The organism is Luedemannella helvata, assembly GCF_039528415.1.
Taxonomy (GTDB): Bacteria; Actinomycetota; Actinomycetes; order Mycobacteriales; family Micromonosporaceae; genus Luedemannella; species Luedemannella helvata.
The window spans coordinates 129,244-147,531 of the sequence record NZ_BAAALS010000006.1 but is presented as its reverse complement, the minus strand read 5'-3'; the positions used below and the strand labels follow the sequence as shown (position 1 = coordinate 147,531).

General features: G+C 73.5%; 19 protein-coding genes and 1 tRNA gene. 13 read left to right on the top strand and 7 right to left on the bottom strand.

Annotated elements, in window-relative coordinates:
* Positions 1–16: 16 nt before the first annotated feature.
* Complete coding sequence (locus ABD191_RS08355) at positions 17–700, top strand: dienelactone hydrolase family protein (RefSeq protein ID WP_344078633.1); 684 nt, start codon at positions 17–19, stop codon at positions 698–700.
* Positions 697–1,440: a uracil-DNA glycosylase gene (locus ABD191_RS08350; protein WP_344078631.1), complete on the top strand. Its 744-nt coding sequence runs from the start codon at positions 697–699 to the stop codon at positions 1,438–1,440. Before ABD191_RS08355 ends, ABD191_RS08350 begins: the two co-directional genes overlap by 4 nt.
* Here the strand turns inward: ABD191_RS08350 and ABD191_RS08345 are convergent, their stop codons facing one another.
* Entirely contained in the window at positions 1,441–1,953 is a 513-nt protein-coding gene (locus ABD191_RS08345; RefSeq protein WP_344078629.1) for a hypothetical protein, read from the bottom strand. It abuts the gene before it with no gap.
* A 132-nt stretch (positions 1,954–2,085) separates the two neighbouring features.
* On the opposite strand from ABD191_RS08345, the gene ABD191_RS08340 reads away from it, so the two are divergent.
* The 6 genes from ABD191_RS08340 to ABD191_RS08315 all read left to right on the top strand — a co-directional run bounded on the left by ABD191_RS08340 (position 2,086) and on the right by ABD191_RS08315 (position 7,876).
* The gene (locus ABD191_RS08340) at positions 2,086–2,874 is read left to right on the top strand and encodes a DUF4129 domain-containing protein (protein ID WP_344078627.1); all 789 of its coding nucleotides are present in this window, start codon (positions 2,086–2,088) and stop codon (positions 2,872–2,874) included.
* A 19-nt stretch (positions 2,875–2,893) separates the two neighbouring features.
* Positions 2,894–3,499 carry a hypothetical protein gene (locus ABD191_RS08335; protein ID WP_344078625.1) on the top strand — a complete coding sequence of 202 codons (606 nt, stop codon included), beginning with the start codon at positions 2,894–2,896 and terminating at the stop codon, positions 3,497–3,499.
* Complete coding sequence (locus ABD191_RS08330) at positions 3,496–4,497, top strand: AAA family ATPase (protein WP_344078623.1); 1,002 nt, start codon at positions 3,496–3,498, stop codon at positions 4,495–4,497. The genes ABD191_RS08335 and ABD191_RS08330 overlap by 4 nt, the downstream gene beginning before the upstream one ends.
* Positions 4,498–4,562: 65 nt before the next feature.
* Positions 4,563–5,885 carry a DUF58 domain-containing protein gene (locus ABD191_RS08325; protein WP_425560683.1) on the top strand — a complete coding sequence of 441 codons (1,323 nt, stop codon included), beginning with the start codon at positions 4,563–4,565 and terminating at the stop codon, positions 5,883–5,885.
* Positions 5,882–6,475 carry a hypothetical protein gene (locus ABD191_RS08320; protein ID WP_344078621.1) on the top strand — a complete coding sequence of 198 codons (594 nt, stop codon included), beginning with the start codon at positions 5,882–5,884 and terminating at the stop codon, positions 6,473–6,475. Before ABD191_RS08325 ends, ABD191_RS08320 begins: the two co-directional genes overlap by 4 nt.
* An 81-nt stretch (positions 6,476–6,556) precedes the next feature.
* The gene (locus tag ABD191_RS08315; RefSeq protein ID WP_344078620.1) at positions 6,557–7,876 is read left to right on the top strand and encodes an NAD(P)/FAD-dependent oxidoreductase; all 1,320 of its coding nucleotides are present in this window, start codon (positions 6,557–6,559) and stop codon (positions 7,874–7,876) included.
* Here the strand turns inward: ABD191_RS08315 and ABD191_RS08310 are convergent.
* Complete coding sequence (locus ABD191_RS08310) at positions 7,854–9,665, bottom strand: hypothetical protein (protein ID WP_344078618.1); 1,812 nt, start codon at positions 9,663–9,665, stop codon at positions 7,854–7,856. The genes ABD191_RS08315 and ABD191_RS08310 overlap by 23 nt on opposite strands.
* Before the next feature lie 72 nt (positions 9,666–9,737).
* On the opposite strand from ABD191_RS08310, the gene ABD191_RS08305 reads away from it, so the two are divergent.
* From ABD191_RS08305 to ABD191_RS08295, 3 genes are all read left to right on the top strand, one after another.
* A tRNA-Leu gene (locus tag ABD191_RS08305) sits at positions 9,738–9,822 on the top strand.
* Positions 9,823–9,901: 79 nt separating this feature from the next.
* Positions 9,902–10,708 carry a Bax inhibitor-1/YccA family protein gene (locus ABD191_RS08300; protein WP_344078616.1) on the top strand — a complete coding sequence of 269 codons (807 nt, stop codon included), beginning with the start codon at positions 9,902–9,904 and terminating at the stop codon, positions 10,706–10,708.
* Positions 10,705–10,995, top strand: coding sequence for a hypothetical protein (locus ABD191_RS08295; RefSeq protein WP_344078614.1), 291 nt, complete (start codon positions 10,705–10,707; stop codon positions 10,993–10,995). Before ABD191_RS08300 ends, ABD191_RS08295 begins: the two co-directional genes overlap by 4 nt.
* A gap of 4 nt (positions 10,996–10,999) precedes the next feature.
* Here ABD191_RS08295 and ABD191_RS08290 read toward each other — a convergent pair whose 3' ends face one another.
* Positions 11,000–11,659: a response regulator gene (locus ABD191_RS08290; protein WP_344078613.1), complete on the bottom strand. Its 660-nt coding sequence runs from the start codon at positions 11,657–11,659 to the stop codon at positions 11,000–11,002.
* Positions 11,652–13,790: a sensor histidine kinase gene (locus ABD191_RS08285; protein ID WP_344078611.1), complete on the bottom strand. Its 2,139-nt coding sequence runs from the start codon at positions 13,788–13,790 to the stop codon at positions 11,652–11,654. The genes ABD191_RS08290 and ABD191_RS08285 overlap by 8 nt, the downstream gene beginning before the upstream one ends.
* 187 nt (positions 13,791–13,977) lie before the next feature.
* Between ABD191_RS08285 and ABD191_RS08280 the strand changes: the two genes are divergently transcribed.
* Positions 13,978–14,619, top strand: a complete 642-nt coding sequence (locus ABD191_RS08280) for a hypothetical protein (protein WP_344078609.1) — start codon at positions 13,978–13,980, stop codon at positions 14,617–14,619.
* 69 nt (positions 14,620–14,688) lie between these two features.
* Here the strand turns inward: ABD191_RS08280 and ABD191_RS08275 are convergent, their stop codons facing one another.
* Genes ABD191_RS08275 through ABD191_RS08265 form a run of 3 tightly spaced genes read right to left on the bottom strand, consistent with a single transcriptional unit; the run spans position 14,689 to position 17,828 of the window.
* Entirely contained in the window at positions 14,689–15,951 is a 1,263-nt protein-coding gene (locus ABD191_RS08275) for an acetyl-CoA C-acetyltransferase (protein WP_344078607.1), read from the bottom strand.
* Positions 15,952–15,984: 33 nt separating this feature from the next.
* On the bottom strand, positions 15,985–16,743 hold the full coding sequence (locus ABD191_RS08270; RefSeq protein ID WP_344078605.1) for an SGNH/GDSL hydrolase family protein: 759 nt from the start codon (positions 16,741–16,743) through the stop codon (positions 15,985–15,987).
* 23 nt (positions 16,744–16,766) lie between these two features.
* Complete coding sequence (locus ABD191_RS08265; protein ID WP_344078603.1) at positions 16,767–17,828, bottom strand: SGNH/GDSL hydrolase family protein; 1,062 nt, start codon at positions 17,826–17,828, stop codon at positions 16,767–16,769.
* Between the two features lie 110 nt (positions 17,829–17,938).
* Between ABD191_RS08265 and ABD191_RS08260 the strand changes: the two genes are divergently transcribed.
* The gene (locus ABD191_RS08260) at positions 17,939–18,286 is read left to right on the top strand and encodes a YkvA family protein (protein ID WP_344078601.1); all 348 of its coding nucleotides are present in this window, start codon (positions 17,939–17,941) and stop codon (positions 18,284–18,286) included.
* Positions 18,287–18,288 lie beyond the last annotated feature (2 nt).

The following is an 18,288-nucleotide window of genomic DNA, read 5'->3' as shown; positions in this document are numbered from 1 at the left end:
TGGTTGGCTGGGCGCCATGGGTGACCTTGTCAGCTACGCCAGCAACGGCGGCACCAGCGAGGGCTATCTGGCCGAGCCGACCGCTCCGAACGGCCGCGCGGTGATCGTGATCCAGGAGTGGTGGGGCCTCGTCGGGCACATCACCAGCGTCGCCGACCGGTTCGCCGCGGCCGGCTTCGTGGCCCTCGCCCCGGACCTCTACCACGGCGTGAAGACGTCCGAGCCGGACGAGGCCGGCAAGCTCATGATGGGCCTGGCGATGGACCAGGCGGCCAAGGACATGGCCGGCGCGGCGGCGTACCTGGCCGCGCTGCCCGAGGTCACCGGCGGCGTGGGCACGGTCGGCTACTGCATGGGCGGCAGCCTCGCCCTCTGGTCGGCGACCCTCTCGCCGCACATCCGGGCCGCGGTCGGCTTCTACCCGGCCGTGCCGTGGGAGCGGATGAGTCCGGAGTGGACCAACTACGCGGGCAAGGCCGCGCAGTTCCACTGCTCCGAGGAGGACGGCACGTCCGCGGCGCCCGGCATCCAGCAGGCTGTCGCGGCGATCACGGCCGCCGGCGGCACGGTGGAGGTCTACGACTACCCGGGCACTGACCACGCGTTCTTCAACGACGAGCGGCCCGAGGTCCACGACGTGGCCGCGTCGACCGCGGCGTGGGAGCGCACCCTGGCCTTCCTCAACGCCAACCTCGGGTGAGCCCGCGCACCACCACCTCGGCCCAGGTCACGACCAACGCCCGCCGCGCCACGGACCTCGCCGCCCTCGACGCGGCCGTCAGCGACTGCTTCGCGTGCCCGCGCCTGGTCGCGTGGCGCACGGAGATCGCGCACACCCGCCGGGCGGCGTTCCGCGACCAGGAGTACTGGGGCCGGCCCGTGCCCGGGTTCGGGGCGGCCGACGCGCGCATCGCGATCCTGGGGCTCGCGCCGGCCGCGCACGGCGGCAACCGCACCGGCCGCATCTTCACCGGTGACCGCTCGGGCGACGTGCTGTTCGCCGCCCTGCACCGCGCCGGCCTGGCCAACCAGGCGCACAGCGTCAGCCGCGACGACGGCCTGACGCTCACGGACACGCGGATCTTCGCGGCCGTGCGCTGCGCCCCGCCGGACAACAAGCCCACGCCGACCGAGCGCGACACCTGCGCCCCGTGGCTGCGCCGCGAGGTCGAACTCATCAGACCCACCCTGCGGGTCGTGGTCGCCCTCGGTGGGTTCGCCTGGGCCGCGTGGTGGCCGGTCCTCACCCAGGTGTACGGGCTGCGCGCGCCCGTCCCGCGTCCCACGTTCGGTCACGGCGCCCGCGTCGAGATCCCTGGGGCGCCGATGCTGCTGGGCTGCTACCACGTGAGCCAGCAGAACACCTTCACCGGCCGGCTGACCCCCTCGATGCTGGACGACGTGTTCACCACGGCCAGGCGTGCGGCCGGGGCGCCCTGATCACGGGGCGATCGCCATCGCGGTCAGGGTCCAGTCGTCGTAGCGGGCGGTGACCATCGTGCCGATCTGGGCCACCTGGAGGACCACCGTGTGGGTGCCGGTCGACCGGGCTGTGGCGACGCGCTGCATGCTGTGCGACTCCCACGACTCGGCGGTCTCCCGGTTGATGTCCGTGCTGTCGAACGCGAAATCCGTGCCGACCGCCGGGATCGCCTCGGCGCCGTCGACGAGGACGCGCGCCGTGCACCAGCCGGTGGCGCCGTAGCAGGCGCTCTCGGCCGAGAAGGTGACCAGGATGGAGCTGCCCGCTCCGGCCGTGATGGAAAGGCTGCCCAGCTGCGCGTACGTCGCGCCGGTATGGGTGGACGCGGTGTCCTGGGTCAGGACGGCCGTGTGCGCCACGGTCGTGCCCGTACGCAGCGTTGTCGCCGCGACGGCGCCGCCCGCGGCGACGGCGAGTAGAGCGGTCGTCACGGCGAGTACGCCGAATCCGCGTCGGCTAAAGATCCTCATGATGTACCTCCATGCGTCGACGGCCGCCCCACCACCCAACGATCAGGCGCTGGACCGGCTACGACGCCCGCGATACCGGATCGAGGGGTCGCCGGGCCTGTGGCGTTCGCGCGGGGACGTTAACCTGCCCTGGTGAACCGCTCAGCGCTGCGCCGGTGGGGACCGCTCGCGGCGGTCGCCGCGCTGTTGGGCGCGATCATCGTGGCGTCGCTGGTGTCGCATCCCGAGGTGCGCTTCATCACGGAGCTGGTGGAGACGCAGGCGCCCGCCCAGGACCTCCCGACGCTGGAGCCGCCCAGCGGCAGCCCGACCGCGATGGCCAGCGGCCCGCCCGAGATACCGTGGCAGGTGCCGCCCTGGCTGACGAACCTGTTCGGGGCGCTGTGCGCGCTCTCGATCGTGGCCCTCGTGGCGTACCCCCTGTGGTTGATGCTCCGCGACAGGATCGCGCCGCGGCAGGTGGCGCCACCGGAGGCGGCGGACGCGCAACTGCCCGACGGACAGCGCATCGCGGCCGTGCGCAACGCCCTGGACGAGGGCCTCGTGGCGCTCGACGACGATGACGCCGACCCCCGCCGCGCGGTCATCGCGTGCTGGCTGCGGCTGGAGGAGGCCGCGACGGCCGCCGGCGCGGAGCGCGAGGTGGGCGACACGGCCACGGACGTGGTGCTGCGCCTGCTGCGTACGCACGACGTGAGCGTCGAGGCGCTGGACAACCTGGCGCACGTCTACCACCAGGCCCGCTACGCCCGGCACGAGGTCGACGCCGGGATGCGCGATGAGGCGCGCGCGGCGCTGGCCCAGCTGCGCCGGGAGCTGTCGGCCCGGCCGGCCGCCCCCCGCCCGCCCGCGCCCGAGCCGGCCGGCCCAAGCCCGGACGGCGGGCCCCGCCCGCCCGCGCCCGTGGAGCGTCAGCGATGAGCGCAGCTGAGGTGACCGCATGAGCGCCGATCGGGTGGTCGGGATCGACGATCTGCTCAGCCGCGAGGAGGACGACGCCCCGCCGCCCCGCAAACCGGAGCGCCCGCTGCGGCAGTTCGTCGTGCGTACGGCGATCATCGCGCCGCTCACCGCGGCCGTGCTCTACGCGGCGCTGCCGCTGCTCCAGGTGAAGCTCGCGTACCCGCTGCTGCTCGCGTTCACGCTGGCCGTGATCGTGATCCGGCGGGCGGTGCGCCTGGTCGTGGAGCCGGGCCGCCGGCTGACCCGCGATCTCGTGGCGCACCGGGTGGTGGCGTACGACCCGAGCCGCGACGATGGCTACATCGGGGCTGACGGCCTGTCGCGGGCGGTGCTGCGCTGGGAGATGCGCCTGGAGTGGTCCGGCGTCGAGCGGCAGCGCTTCATCAACCGGATGCCGCACTTCATCGGCGAGATCGTGGAGGAGCGGCTGCGCCAGCGCCACGGCCTGACGTTCGAGCACGACCGGGAGGCCGCCCGGCGGCTGTGCGGGCCCGAACTGTGGGCGTTCCTCACCGAGCCGATGACCAAGATCCCGACCCCGCGGCAGTTCGCGGTGATCGTGAAGCAGATGGAGGCACTGTGAACCCCTTGAAGCCTGCCGACGTCGGCGACCTGTCGGCACGGGTCCTCGACGCGGTCAACGGCGTGGTCGTCGGCAAGCGCGACGCGTTGACGCTCGTGTTCGCCGGCATTCTGGCCGGCGGGCACGTGCTGCTGGAGGACCTGCCGGGGCTGGGCAAGACCCTCACCGCGCGCAGCTTCGCGCTCGCGCTCGGGCTCGACTTCCGTCGCCTGCAGTTCACCCCGGACCTGCTGCCCGCCGACGTGACCGGCTCGTTCCTCTACGACCAGCGCACCCACGACTTCACCTTCCGCCCCGGGCCGATCTTCACGAACCTCCTGCTGGCGGACGAGATCAACCGGACCCCGCCGAAGACCCAGTCCGCGCTGCTGGAGGCCATGCAGGAGCGCCAGGTGTCCGTGGAGGGCACGACGTACCCGCTGCGGCCGCCGTTCCACGTGCTGGCCACCGCGAACCCCATCGAGTACGAGGGCACGTACCCGCTGCCCGAGGCCCAGCTGGACCGGTTCCTGCTGCGGGTGTCGTTCGGCTACCCGACCGCCGACGAGGAGTGGGACGTGCTGCGGCGGCGCATGTCGCGCCGCCGCGAGGAGATCTCCATCGACCCGGTGGTGGACGCGCCGACCCTGTCGGCCATGCAGGCAGCCCTGGAGTCGGTGACCGTGGAGGACTCGGTCGGGCGCTACATCGTGACGCTCACCGCGGCCACCCGCAGCCACCCGCAGGTCCTCGTCGGCGCCTCGCCGCGCGGCTCGCTCGCCCTGCTGCTCCTGGCCCGGGCCGTGGCCGCGATGTCCGGCCGGGACTACGTGATCCCCGAGGACGTCAAGGCGGTCGCCGTGCCGGCCCTTGGCCACCGGCTCACCCTGCGCCCGGAGGTCTGGCTGCGCCGCGTCAACGTCGACCAGGTGGTGCGCGAGGTGCTGGAGCAGACCCCGGCGCCCGCCAGCGGCGCGCTGCCCAGCTACGTCGCGCGGCCCGCGTACGACCGGGCCTGAGCCTCGTGGCAGAGCTGGATGGTCACGGCCCTTCCCGCGAGGAACACCACCTCGCCGGAGGGCTCGTGACGAACCCCTTCGCGGACAGGCGGACCTGGGTGCCCACCCGCGCCATGGGCCGGGCGGTCATGGTCACCGCGTTCCTCGCGGTCGTCGCGGTCGTGCTGGGCCGCTACGACCTGGTGGTCCTCGCGGCCCCGTTCGCCCTCGGCGCGGCGTGGGGGCTGCGTACCCGCCCGTCGCGGCTGCCGGAGCTGACCCTCACGTCGACCGAGGACCCGGTCGTCGAGGGGAACGAGATCGCCGCCCGGGTCATGGTCACCAACACCGACGCGTGCGCGTACGACGTGGTGGTCGTGCGCGCCGCGCCGAGTCGGTGGGTACGGCTGCGCCACAGTGACCGCCCGTACGTGGGGGAGCTGCCGGCCGGGGCGGCCACGGCGGTCGACCTCGCCGGGCCGGCGCTGCGCTGGGGCGAGCACTGGGTCGGCCCGGCGCAGGCGTTCGCGGTCGCCGGTGGCGGCCTGCTCATCTCGACGCCGACGTTCACCGACGTGGCGCCGATCAAGGTCTTCCCGGCGGTCGACGACTTCCGGGCCGACGACGCCATGCCGCACGCGGCCGGACTGGTCGGCGTGCACCGCTCGCGCCGGCCGGGGGAGGGCGGCGAGCTGGCCGGCATCCGGGCCTTCGCGCCGGGCGACCGGCTGCGCCGCATCGACTGGCGCACCACCCTGCGGGCGCAGCACCCGTACGTGGCGCAGACCCTGTCCGACCGCGATGCCGAGGTCGCGCTCGTGCTGGACGTGGTGCACGAGGCCGGCCGCTCAGGTGGCATCCACGGGGCCGCGTCGGCGCTGGACACGACCGTGCGCGCCGCGACCGCCATCGCGCAGCACTACCTGCACCGGGGCGACCGGGTCTCGCTCATCGAGTACTCGTACGAGATCCGGCGGCTGCGGGCCGGCAGCGGCCGGCGGCACTTCCACGCCGTCCTCGAATGGATCCTGCAGGTGCGCCCCTCCGACGGCGTGGAAACCCCGCCGCCGTACCTGTTCGACGGGCATCACCTGCCCACCCGCGGCCTCGTCGTGGTGCTGACGCCGCTGCTCAACGAGCACTCCGCCGAGATGGTGGCCCGGCTGGCCCGCTCCGGCCGGATGGTCGTCGCGATCGACACCCTGGACGCGTCGGCCGCGAAGCCGTACCAGCGCTCCGCCTGGGGTCCGCTCGCGCACCGGCTGTGGTGGATGGACCGGCAGAACGTCATCGGCCAGCTGCGCGAGGTCGGCGTACCGGTCGCCGAGTGGGCGGGCACGGGCAGCCTCGACCACGTGCTGCGCGACGTCACCCAGCTCGCCGCCGCGCCGCGGGTGGGTGTGCGATGAAGCTCCCGTACGCGGTCGACGAGGTGCTCGGCGGGCTGCGCCTGCGGTTGCGCCACACGGGCCGCGCCGTGCGTCGCACGGCGGCCGGCCCGGCGCTGGTGCGCGGCGTCACGGCCGGCTTCGCCGTCGTGGCGATGCTCCTGGCCCTGCCGCGGCCGGTGGCCGCCAGCCCGTGGGCGTGGGGCGTCGTGGTCGTGCTGGCCGCGGCGGTGGGGTTGGCCCCCCGCAGCCCGGTGGTCACCGTCGTGGTGCTGCTCATCGCCGTCGCGTGGCTGGCCGCGACCCTCGCGTACGGGGAGGAGCCCACCCTGTGGCGGCTGATCGCGGTCGCGGCCACCCTCTACCCCGTGCACACGGGTGCGGCGCTCGCCGCCGTCCTGCCGTACGACGCGGTCGTGGCTGCCGGGGTCCTGCGCCGGTGGGCGGTGCAGACCGCGGCGGTCCTCGGGGCCGGCGTGGCGTTCGCGGTCGGCGGGGTGCTGCTGGCCGCCCGGGTGGGCGGTTGGTCGGCGCTCGTCGCGCCGATCGTGGGCCTGCTGGCGGTCGCCGCCCTGGCGGTGATGCTGGCGTGGCTGGTGAGGCGCACGTAGTCGGCATCACACCTGAGAGCTGCGTGACATCGATACCGTTAACGCCGGTGGGCGAAACGCGGCGGGAGTAGCGTTCTGGGCGTGAAGCCCCAGAGGATTCTCATCGTCGGTGCCGGTCACGTCGGGCTCTACGCGGCCCTGCGGCTGAGCCGCAAGCTGAAGCGCGGCGAGGCCGAGGTCATGGTCGTCGACCCGCAACCCCACATGACGTACCAGCCGTTCCTGCCGGAAGCGGCGGCCGGCAACATCTCCCCGCGCCACAGCGTGGTGCCGCTGCGCCGCGAGCTCAAGAACTGCACGGTGCTGGCCGGCGCGGTGACCAGGGTCGAGCACGCGCGCAAGGTCGCGACCGTGCAGCCGATCATCGGGCCGGCCCGCGAGGTCGCCTACGACCAGATCATCGCCGTGCCGGGCTCGGTCTCCCGGACCCTGCCGATCCCCGGCCTGGCCGAGCACGCCGTCGGGTTCAAGACCATCGGCGAGGCCATCTACCTGCGCAACCACGTGCTCGAACAGCTCGACATCGCGGCCACCACGACCGACAAGGCCGTGCGAACCTGCGCCCTCACGTTCGTCTTCGTCGGCGGCGGGTACGCGGGCATCGAGGCCCTCGCCGAGATGGAGGACATGGCGCGTGACGCGCTGCGCTACTACCCGGAGCTGTCGGCCGAGGACATGCACTGGGTGCTCGTCGAGGCCACCCAGCGCATCCTGCCCGAGGTCTCCCCGGACATGGGCGCCTACACGGTCGAGCAGTTGCGCAAGCGCAACCTCGACATCCGGCTGGGCACCCGGTTGGAGTCCTGTGTGGACGGCAAGGTCGTCCTCTCCGACGGCGACAGCTTCAACGCCGACACGATCGTGTGGACCGCCGGCGTCAAGGCCCACCCGGTGCTCGAGGCGACCGACCTGCCCCGCGACGACCGCGGCCGGGTCACCTGCCTGCCGACCCTGCAGGTGGTCGACCCCTCGGGTGCGGTCGTCGAGGGCGCGTGGAGCGCCGGCGACTGCGCGGCCGTGCCCGACCTGACGGCCGCGACGCCGGGCACGATGTGCTCGCCCAGCGCGCAGCACGCCGTACGGCAGGCCAAGCGGATGGCCGACAACATCGTCGCCGTCCTGCGTGGCCGGCCCACGAAGGACTACGCCCACAAGTACGCCGGCTCCGTGGCGAGCCTGGGCCTGCACAAGGGCGTCGCCCAGGTGTACGGGTTCAAGCTCAAGGGCCTGCCCGCGTGGTTCATGCACCGCACGTACCACCTGAGCCGCATCCCGAGCGTCAACCGCAAGGTGCGGGTGACGATCGACTGGACCCTGGCGCTGTTCCTCAAGCGCGAGGTCGTCCCGCTCGGCCAGCTGCACCACCCGCTTGACGCGTTCAGCGAGGCGACGAAGGGCTGACGTCCCAGATCCACACGTCGTCGACCTTGCGGCCCGGGAACAGCAGGTCGTCGACCGTTTCCTTGAGCGCGGCGGCCCGCGGGCCCTCGGGAACGACGACGCAGTCGGCCCCCCAGAACCGCAGGTCCGCCTGCGCCTGCCGGCGGACCGCCGCGTTCACCTCGGGCACGGTGCCGGTCTTCGCCACCGCGGTGAGCAGCTTGGACGTCGGCTGCTTCCAGGTGCCGATCGACGACAGGCCGCGCGGGCCGTACGGCCCGATGAAGAAGCCCTCCGGCAGCGAGAACTGGGCGTTCGCGGCGGCCGCCCAGCGCATCGACTCGGTGTCGACAGCCGTGGGCAGCGGCACGGGCACGAGCACGCCGCCCTCCGGCACGCACTCGCGCCAGTGGCCGCTCGTGATGAACGTCGGCACGGGCTCGCGGTGTGTCGTGTCCATCGGCCGGGGGAGGATCGGCGCCAGCGCGAGCGCGACGGCGGCCGGCACGGCGTAGAACACCCACCGCTTGCGGTGCTTGAGCGCCTGCTGGATGCCCAGCGCGATCAGCGCGCCGAACAACGGCAACAACACCAGGGAGTACCGGGTGGGCAGCGCGCCCGTGATGACCGGGACGTTCTTGAGCGGGCTGTACAGGCTCGGCAGGCCGGTGCGGTGCCCGGCGAAGGTCACGTGCGGGCCGAACGACAGCAGCGTCATGACCAGGGCCGTGACGGCGATCGCGGTCGTGGCCGGGGCCTTGCGGCGCCACACGATGAGTGCGATGACGAGCAGCAGGAGCATCGGCCCGAAGTACGCGTTCATCTCGGTGGCGCTGGTGGCCAGCTTCTCGGCGCCGGGCGTCGTGCCGATCGACAGGGTCGAGATGGAGATGTAGCTCGCCACGTCGCCGTAGAACACGGCCGGGCTGAACGGGGCGTTCGGCGTGTGCTGCGGTCCGGCGAACTGGACCCACAACGGGTACGCCAGCGCGGCCGTGGCCACGGCCGTCGCGACGGACATGCCGATCAGGAACTTGCGGGCGACCGTACGCGCCCACGCGCGCCTGCGCAGCGCGTACACCGGAATGAAGATCAAAAGGGTGAGCGCGGCGAGGAACAGCACCTCCTCACCGAGGAAGGTCTGCGCCACGACCAGCAGGCCCAGCGCGACCCCTGTGATGATCGCCGCCTTCGTGCTCGTCACACGGGTGAGCCGGATCAGCAGGTACACGATCGGCGGCACCAGCCACTGCGCCGTGATGTGCAGGTGGCTGTTGGACTGCGACATCATGCCCGGCCCGAACGCGGCCAGCCACGCACCGACCGCCGCCCCGGCCCGGTGCATGCCCAGCGTCCGGACGAACAGCAGGTACCACCCGATCGCCGTCAGCGACAGGTTCAGCGCCACCAGCACCGCGAACGACACCGCCGCCCCGAACAGCACCGTGACGGGGGCGATGAGGATGCCGTGCAGGATGTGGGAGGCGTTACTCATGAGGTTGACGCCGTCGGGGGCGTTCAGCCGGTCGGTGACGAAGGTGAAATCGCCCGTCCAGACGAGCGTGCCGTGCGCCAGGAACCACTCGATGAGCACCTGGTCGTTCACGTTGTCCGCCAGGGCCCGCGTGTGCGGGTCCGGCCACAGCCCAGCGGTCAGTAACCCGCTGACGGCGACGTAGGCGAAGCAGACGAGGGCGTCCAGTGCGCCCTTGCCGCGTAGGGCGGTGCGCACGCGGGCCAGCCGGCCCGGCGCGGACGGCTGCTCGACGGCAGCTTCGGGGGAGATCGTCTCAGATACGGTGCCGGCCACGCGGGCAAACATATCGTCTGGACGCCCGGGCGACCGAGCCGGCAACATCGGGCGGCTAACCTATGCGGTGCGGCCCGGATGGTGGAATCGGCAGACACAGTCGCCTTAAAAGCGACGGCCTCACGGCGTGCGGGTTCGAACCCCGCTCCGGGCACCAGCAGCTCAGGATCCTCCTGTCCCCGTCGGCGCGACGCTACGCTGTGCGGTAGGTGACGTCGGCGGGAGGAGGCAGCCCCGTGCGGAGCTCCAATCCGGTGCTCAACCGGCTGACGCCTGTCGAGCCCGAGCGCGGCGGCTACGCGGCGCCGGGCGATCCGTCGCGCGTACCGTACCCGCAGCCCGCGTACCCGCCGGTGGTGCAGGCCGAGGACCGGATGACGATCGACGACGTCGTCGTGCGGACGGTGGGCCTGCTGGTCGTCCTGGGCATCGCCGGGGCGGCGGCGTGGGTGATGGTGCCCGACGAGCTGGTCGGGGTCGGCGTCACGGGGGCCGCCATCATCGGCCTCGTTGTCGGTCTGATCATCGCCATCGCCCGCGTCACCAACCCCGTGGTCGTCCTCGCGTACGCGGTCATTCAGGGCGTCTTCGTCGGCCTGATCAGCAAGATCTTCGAGACGGCGTACGCCGGGATCGTGGTGCAGGCCGTCGTGGGTACCTTCGGCGTGTTCCTGATCATGGCGGTGCTCTACAAGTTCCGCGTCATCCGGGCGACGCCGAGGTTCACCAAGGTCCTCATCGGCGCGATGTTCGGCATTCTCGCCGTCATGCTGGTCAACTGGATCCTGAGCCTGTTCGGCGTCTACACCGGCCTGCGCGGGGACGCCGAGGGCAACGCCGGCTGGGTCGCCATCGTGTTCAGTCTCGTGGTCATCGTCGTGGCGGCGCTGAGCTTCATCGTCGACTTCGACCAGATCGAGCAGGCCATCCGCGCCGGTGCCCCCGCCAAGACGGCCTGGACCTGCGCGTTCGGCCTGCTCGTCGGCCTGATCTGGGTGTACCTGGAGATCCTGCGCCTGCTCAGCTATCTTCGCCAACGGTGAGCGACGATCTGGACCGTGCGGCCGACCTGCTGCTGAACCGGGTGGCCCACTGGAGCGCGGCCCAGTGGGCGCAGCGGGACCGGGCTGACAAGGTCTTCGCCCTGGTCCAGCAGTTGGCCGACCTCGCGGCCGACGCCGAGTCCCGGGAGCCTCGCGCGGTGCCCCGCCTGGCGGACGTCGTGCTCCCCGACCAGTTGCGCGTCATGGTCCGCGACCTGCGACAGGCCCCGCAAGCGCAGCGCGCCCACGCGACGACCGCGATCGACACCCTCCGCGCCGCCCTGTAGCCGGCTACCGGCCGCCCAGGCCCGCCTCGCGGGCCCGGACTATCGCCTCGGCGCGGTCGGCCACCTGGAGCTTGGCGAAGATGTTGGAGACGTTGTTGCGGACCGTTTTGGGGGACAGGTAGAGGGCGGCCGCGATCGCCGCGTTGGAGCGGCCGGCGGCCAGCAGGGACAGGATCTCCCGCTCCCGCGCGGTGAGCTGCGGGAAGACGGCGCTCGGCGCGGGCGGGCCGGCGGCGAAGAAGTCGGCGATGCGCAGGGCGAGCGCCGCGCCGAACACGACGCCACCGCCGGCCACGGTGGTGATCGCGCGGACGATCTCGTCCTGTTCGGCGCCCTTGACCAGGTAACCCCGGGCCCCGGCCCGGACCGCCGCGAAGACCGTGCCGTCGTCCTCCGACATGGTCAGCACGACCACCCCGACCGAGGGCGCCTCGGTCGCCAGGCGGCGGGTCGCGTCCACGCCGTTGAGCCGCGGCATCTGCACGTCCATGACGACCACGTCGGGCAGTAACCGTACGGCCGCCTCGACCGCGTCGACGCCGTCGGCGGCGGTGCCGACGACCTCGATGCCGGGCACCGAGCCGAGCAGCACGGCGAGCCCGTCGCGGAACACCGGGTGGTCGTCGGCCACCAGGACCCGTACCGGTTCGTCGTCGTCAGGCACGTGCCACCTCCGGAACTACGGGCCCCAGCGGCAGCCGTGCCCGGACCACTGTGCCCCGTTCGTCGGGGCACTCTATCCGGCAGTCACCGCCGAGTTCGGCGGCCCGTTCGCGCAGCGAGAGCAGGCCGACGCCGGTCGGCGTGCCGGCCGCGATGCCGACCCCGTTGTCGGTCACCTCCACGACCAGGGCGCCGTCGTCGACCGACAGCCGTACCCGGCAGGCGGTGGCGCACGCGTGCCGGGCGACGTTGGTGAGCGCCTCGGACGCGATCCGGTACGCCGCCACCTCCACGGCGGCGGGCAGCTGGTCGAGGCCGGGTCCGCCCTCGATGTCGAGGGTCAGTCCGGCCGGTCGCAGCCGCTCGGCCTGCTGGCGGACGGCACCGAGCAGGCCGACGTCGTCGAGCGCGGGAGGCCGCAAATCGTGCACGAGGCGCCGGACGTCCGCCACGGCGGCGCCGACGTCCTCGCGGGCCTGGCGCAGCAGCCGGTCGCTCTCGTCGGGTGCGCTGGCCGCGAGGTTACGGGCCGCGTCGATGCGCAGCGCGACCGCGCCGAGGCTGGGGCCGAGACCGTCGTGCAGGTCGCGGCGCAGCCGCCGGCGCTCCTCCTCGCGGGCGGCCACGATCTGCTCCCGGCCGCGCTGCAGCTGGCTCGCGAGGTGGCTGGCCCGGGCGGTCACCGCCGCCTGCCGGACCACGTCGCCGAGCAGCCGCTCGTCGCGGGCCGACAGGGCGACCCGGAAGCCGCCGACGGGCAGGACGAGCCTGCCCACCATCTCGCCCCGGTACGTGATCGGCAGCGTCTGGGTCCGCGCCGGGGCGGTGCCGTGCTCGGCCACGAGGCGCGCCCCGCCGATGCGGTCCACCTCCACCGCCACGTACGGTGACCGGAACGCCTCGGCGACCGTACGCGCCACGGCGAGCAGTTGCTCGTCCGGCCCGTCGGAGAACTCCAGCTGCTCGGCCAGCCCGGTGACCACGCCGTACGGGTCGTCGCGGCGGCCCAGCGCGACCCGCCGGATCAGCCGCCACAACCGGTCGCGCAGCGGCCCGTACACAGCGGTCACCGTGAGCAGGACGATCACGGTCGCGTTGCGTTCGGCGAGGTGCCTGCCGAGCACCAGTCCCACGGTGCCGAGGACCAGCACGTCCACCACCACGACGGCCGCCGCGAGCGCCGCGTAGCGCACGGTACCGCCCAGCAGCTGGTCGATGTCGATCAGCTGAGGGCGGGCGACGCCGATCACGAGCGCGATCCCCGTCAGGGCCACGGCCACCGCGAGCCCCACGGAGGTCCAGCCCCGGGGCAGGACCAGTGTGGAGAGCATGACGAGCGCGTCCACCAGCGCGGCCCAGGCGAGCCACCGCATCCGCAGCCGCGCCTGCCCGGTCGACGACCGGTACCGCCGGATCACCACCGCCAACGGCACGATGAGGCTGACCGGCACCGCCGCGGACGCCACCGTGAGCAGCGGAACCCACACGGCCGCCGGCAGCGGCAGGGTGGTCAGGTCGAGGTCCAGTGCCTGGTACGGCTCGGGCAGCGGCCCGCCCGCCTGCGCCTGGGCGGCGTCGGTGGGGGCGAACACGAGCGTGACCGGCAGCAGGGCGGTTGCCGCGAGGCTGGCCAGCGACGCGATGCGCCACCGCCCCTCGGGCAGCCGACCGTCCGGGTAGAGCAGCAGGACCAGCGGCAACGACAGCAGCAGGAGCGCACCGACCCGTTCGTAGAACCAGTGCGCCAGCGGCGCGCCGGGCAGCGCCGGCTGGTGCGTTGTCGCGTAGGCGAGCCAGGACGCCGCAGCGCCGTCGACGATCCAGTGCAGACCGGTGAGGCACAGCAGCCAGGACATGGGGTGGGTGGGCAGTTGGCGCAGCAGGAGGGCGCCCGGCACGACGAGCGCCAGCCCGGGAATGCCGGCCGTCCAGCCCGGGTCCGTCACGATGGTCTCGCGGTGCGCCGCCGGTACGGCGGCGTCGAGCACGGCGGCGACGGTCGCGACGGCGACCCCGACGACCACCATCGCGACGGCGACCACCGTCGGCCACGTCCGCGCGGGACCGCCCGCGTCGCGGACGCCGGGTGCGGGGTCAAAAGTGCTGGTCGGGGTGACCGAGGGGTGGTGCATCGGACCATGGTGCCAGCGCACCTGTCCCGGTGTCCCGGGACACCGGTCCCGCTGCGCCCGGGGACAGAAAGCGGGACGGCGCGGGGGCGGCGGACCCTGCCCGCCCGGGTCGCGTCCCCCGGAGAGTTCTCGTCATCGAGGTGCGGCCCGCACCGAGGGACCCCCGAGAAGACGAGGAACCGCAGCCATGACAATCGTGACAACCCCCGCCGCCGCCCGTACCGACCTGACGATCCCGGCCGCCGGCCGGGAAGCCGCGAACGACGCGTTCGTCCGCCGGGCTGGCATCACCCTCGCGGCCGGCGCGCTGACCTGGGCGGCCAGCCTCGTCGCCGTGGGTGCCCAGCCGGATACGAGCCTGGGCGTGACCATCAGCGACCTGGCCGCCGTGCCGTTCCAGATCGGCCTGTTCGCTCTCGTGACCGCGCAGTTGCGCACCGGTGCCACCGGCCTCAGCCGGGTCGCCCGGGGCATGCTCAAGGTCGAGTACGTGCTGCTGGCGCTTGCGACACTGTGGAGCGTGCTGCACGGAGCCGTCCCGGCGTTCCGTGATGACACCTGGCTGGCGGTGCTCGACCTGTTCTGGCCCCTGTCGATGCTGGGCATGTTCGTCATCGCGATCAAGCTGGTCATCGCGGGCCGCTGGCGCGGCGTGGCACGGGGGTGGCCGCTGGTCGCCGAGAGCTGGGCGGTCGTGTCGGTCCCGGCGTACGGCGTTCTCGGCCCGTCGGTCGGGGACTTCGTGGCCGCCGGCCACCTGCTGGTGGGCTACCTGATGCTGGGCGTGATCCTGGCCCTGCGTCCGCAGCTCACCCGCGCCGAGGCGTGACCCGCACCCCCAGCAACGCAGTGCGCCGGGCGGCCCGACAGCCGCCCGGCGCACCGGCGTGTGCCCGTACTACGAGAGTCTCTCGATGATCATGGCCATGCCCTGGCCGCCGCCGACGCACATGGTCTCCAGGCCGATGGTCTTGTCGTGCCAGTCCAGGGAGTTGATGAGGGTGCCCAGGATGCGGGCGCCCGTCATGCCGAAGGGGTGGCCGACGGCGATCGCGCCGCCGTTGACGTTGAGCTTCTCCAGCGGGATGCCGAGGTCCTGGTACGACGGGATGACCTGCGCGGCGAACGCCTCGTTGATCTCGACCAGGTCGACGTCGTCGATCGTCATGCCGGCGCGGGCGAGGGCCTGCTTGGAGGCCTCCACCGGGCCGAGGCCCATGATCTCCGGGGACAGCGCGCTGACGCCGGTCGACACGATCTTCGCGAGCGGGGTCAGCCCCAGCGAACGGGCCCGGCCGGCGCTCATCACGATGACGGCGGCGGCGCCGTCGTTGAGCGGGCAGCAGTTGCCGGCCGTGATCCGCCCGTCCGGCCGGAAGACGGGCTTGAGGGCGGCCACGCCTTCCAGGGTCACGCCGGGCCGGGGCCCGTCATCGGTCGACATGACCGTCCCGTCCGGCAGCGTCACCGGGGTGATCTCGCGGGCCCAGAACCCGTCCGCGATGGCCTTCTCGGCGAGGTTCTGCGACCGTACGCCGAACTCGTCCATCTCCTCGCGGCTGATGTCGTAGAGCTGGGCGAGGTTCTCCGAGGTCTGGCCCATGGCCAGGTAGATGTCGGGCAGCTCGCCGTCGTCGCGCGGGTCGTGCCAGGTGGGCGCGTCGCCGAGGGAGCGGGTCGTCGACCGGGCGCGCGCGTCGGAGAACACCGGGTTCTCCCAGCCGCCGCCCACGATCTCGGCCGCCTCGGCGGGCAGCCGGTCGGAGTTGCCCCGGGCGTACCGGGAGACCATCTCGACGCCCGCCGAGATGAACACGTCGCCCTCGCCGGCCGCGATCGCGTGGAACGCCATCCGCGTGGTCTGCAGCGACGAGGAGCAGTACCGGTTGACGGTCGCGCCCGGCAGGAAGTCGTAGCCGAGCAGGACGGACACCACCCGGGCCATGTTGAAGCCCTGCTCGCCGCCGGGCATGCCGCACCCCAGATAAAGATCATCAATCGTACGGGGGTCGAGCGCGGGCACCTTGTCCAGTGCGGCGCGGACCACCGTGGCGGCGAGGTCGTCCGGGCGCAGGTCCTTCAGCGAGCCCTTGGCGGCCCGGCCGATGGGCGAGCGGGCGGTGGCGACGATGACCGCGTCGCGGTCGGAAGCGATGGGCATGGCGCCCATGTTACCGCTCGGTAGCCTCCGGTGTCATCGGGACGACGCGACATTCAGGGCCGCCGCCGCGTCCGGGAACAGGGCGTACGCGATCACCCGGTACCCGTCGGCGGACGGGTGGTACCCGTCGTAGCACAGCATTCCCGCGTCCGCCCGGAACACCGGCCCCACCTGGGCGGCCAGGTCCACCACCCGGGCGCCCGCCAGCAGCGCGGCGACCGCCTGCGCGCGGGCCACCCGGCGGCCGTACCAGCCCATGAGGTGACGCAGCGGCGGCGCGACCGCGCGGACCGCGCCCAGGTCCGGGCACGTGCCCACGACCACGGCCACGCCCGCGTCGCGGAGCCGGCGCACGGCCGCGCCCAGCGTCGCGGCGACCTCGCCGGGCCGGGCCAGCCGGGTCGCGTCGTTGGCGCCGATGAGAATTACCGCCAGATCAGGCCGGTCGCCCAGCAGGGACCGGGCCACCTGCGTCGGCAGGTCGGCGCTGCGGGCGCCCGCGACCGCCACGCTGGACAGCGCGATCGTCGCCCCCGCCTCGGCGAGCAGTTGCGCGAGCTGGCCGCCGACCGTCTCCGCCACGTCCGAGACGCCCACGCCGAGGGCGGTCGTGTCGCCGAGCAGCACGACCCGCAGTGGCGGGCGCTCGGGGTTGCCCACGGTCGTGCGCATGGCCATGCCCAGCTCGGGCCGCGCGTACCGGCGGGCGCGGGCCGCCACGGCCTCGGCCGCCAGCACGGTCGCGCCGCCGATCGCCCCGGCGACCAGCGCGACCGTCGCTCCGCGCGTCACCTGTCGTCTGATCCGTGCACTGTTCACGCCGACTCCACGGGTTCCGCCTGCTCTGCCACGGAGCGTACGGGCACACCGGCCTCCCGTGCAGCCGGTGGATGCAGCCGGACCCGCCGGCGCAGCTGTGCCCAGCGGCCCAGCGCCCCGCGCTGCTGCCCGTCGACCTCGGCTCCCGCGACCTCCGTGCCGGCCCGGGCCGCCGCGGCGGCCGCGGCCTGCGGCAGGGAACTCACCGGCGCGGCCACGGCCGGGCCGGTCGGCGAGGGCACGCCCAGCGCGGCCAGCGTGGTCGGCAGGACGGCGGCCACGGCCGCGCGGTACCCCTCCGCCGACGGGTGGAACCGGTCCGCGCCGAACATCAGGGCCGGGGCCGCCGCGAACTCGGGGCCCAGCAGGTCGCCGAGCGAGACCGTACGGCCACCGGCCTCCACGGTGGCGACCGTCTGCGCGGCGGCGAGCTGACGGCTCCAACGCCGGGCCAGCCAGCGCAGCGGCGGCCGGATCGGCTGGATCGTGCCCAGGTCCGGGCACGTCGCCACGACCACCTGGGCGCCGGCCCCGCGCAGCGCCACCACGGCGTCGAACAGGTGGTGCGCCGCCGAGGCGGTGGACGCGTTGCTCGTCACGTCGTTCGCGCCGATCATGATCACGGCGAGGTCCACGCCGCGCTCCACGGTCGCCTCCACCTGCGGTGCCAGCATCGCCGAGGTCGAGCCGACCACGGCCGGGCAGTAGAGCCGCACCGGGCGCCGGGCGGCGGCCGCCACGCCGCTCGCGAGCAGCGCGCCGGTCGTCTCCGCCCGGGTGGCCACGCCGTAGCCGGCGGCGGTCGAATCCCCCAGCACGGCCAGGCGCAGCGGCGCGCCGGGTTGGCCCTCGCCGTACTCGCCGTCGGAGCGCGGCGGTGGCGCCTCCGCCCCCGGGATGGTGATCCGGGCCAGGAACGCCTGCCCGATCAGCACGCCGGCCGTGACAACGCCGCTCGCCGCGATCGCCCCGCCGGTGTACGCCGCGACGGTGGCGACCCGGCGCACCGGGTGTTTGGCCCGCGGCGGGCTGGGCACGATCTCGTCGGCCATCTGCAAACCTCCCGCTGTCAGACTGCGTCAATGGTGCCTCGCCCGGGCCACAATCGTCGGGTGGGCGACCCGTTCGGCGGTGTTTGCGGGTGGAATCCGGCGGTTATCTTTTACCTATGCCACCGACCCTGCGCCGGCAGGCCGCCTACGCGGCGTTGCTGCGCGTCTTCAAGCCGGGCACGCCCGGCATGGGCAAGCGCCTCGCGGCCATTCCGCGCATGATCCGCGCCTCGCTGAAGGGCGACTACGACGGCGGCGCGCGGCTGCTCGCCATGGCGGCGGCGGGCCTCTACGTCGTCTCCCCGATCGACCTGGTTCCCGAGGCGCTGCTGCTGGTCGTCGGCCTCGTGGACGACGCCGTGGTGGCGACCTGGCTGGCCGGCGCCCTGTTCGCCGAGACCGAGCGGTTCCTGGAGTGGGAGCGCCGCAGGGACACCGTGATTCCCGGCAAGGTGGTCCGGTAATA

Bases quoted from the DNA above. Each gene is read 5' to 3' on its own strand.
- ABD191_RS08355 (WP_344078633.1), top strand. From the start codon at position 17: ATGGGTGACCTTGTCAGCTACGCCAGCAACGGCGGCACCAGCGAGGGC.
- ABD191_RS08345 (WP_344078629.1), bottom strand. From the start codon at position 1,953: ATGAGGATCTTTAGCCGACGCGGATTCGGCGTACTCGCCGTGACGACC.
- ABD191_RS08335 (WP_344078625.1), top strand. From the start codon at position 2,894: ATGAGCGCCGATCGGGTGGTCGGGATCGACGATCTGCTCAGCCGCGAG.
- ABD191_RS08320 (WP_344078621.1), top strand. From the start codon at position 5,882: ATGAAGCTCCCGTACGCGGTCGACGAGGTGCTCGGCGGGCTGCGCCTG.
- ABD191_RS08285 (WP_344078611.1), bottom strand. From the start codon at position 13,790: ATGCACCACCCCTCGGTCACCCCGACCAGCACTTTTGACCCCGCACCC.
- ABD191_RS08280 (WP_344078609.1), top strand. From the start codon at position 13,978: ATGACAATCGTGACAACCCCCGCCGCCGCCCGTACCGACCTGACGATC.
- ABD191_RS08275 (WP_344078607.1), bottom strand. From the start codon at position 15,951: ATGCCCATCGCTTCCGACCGCGACGCGGTCATCGTCGCCACCGCCCGC.
- ABD191_RS08260 (WP_344078601.1), top strand. From the start codon at position 17,939: ATGCCACCGACCCTGCGCCGGCAGGCCGCCTACGCGGCGTTGCTGCGC.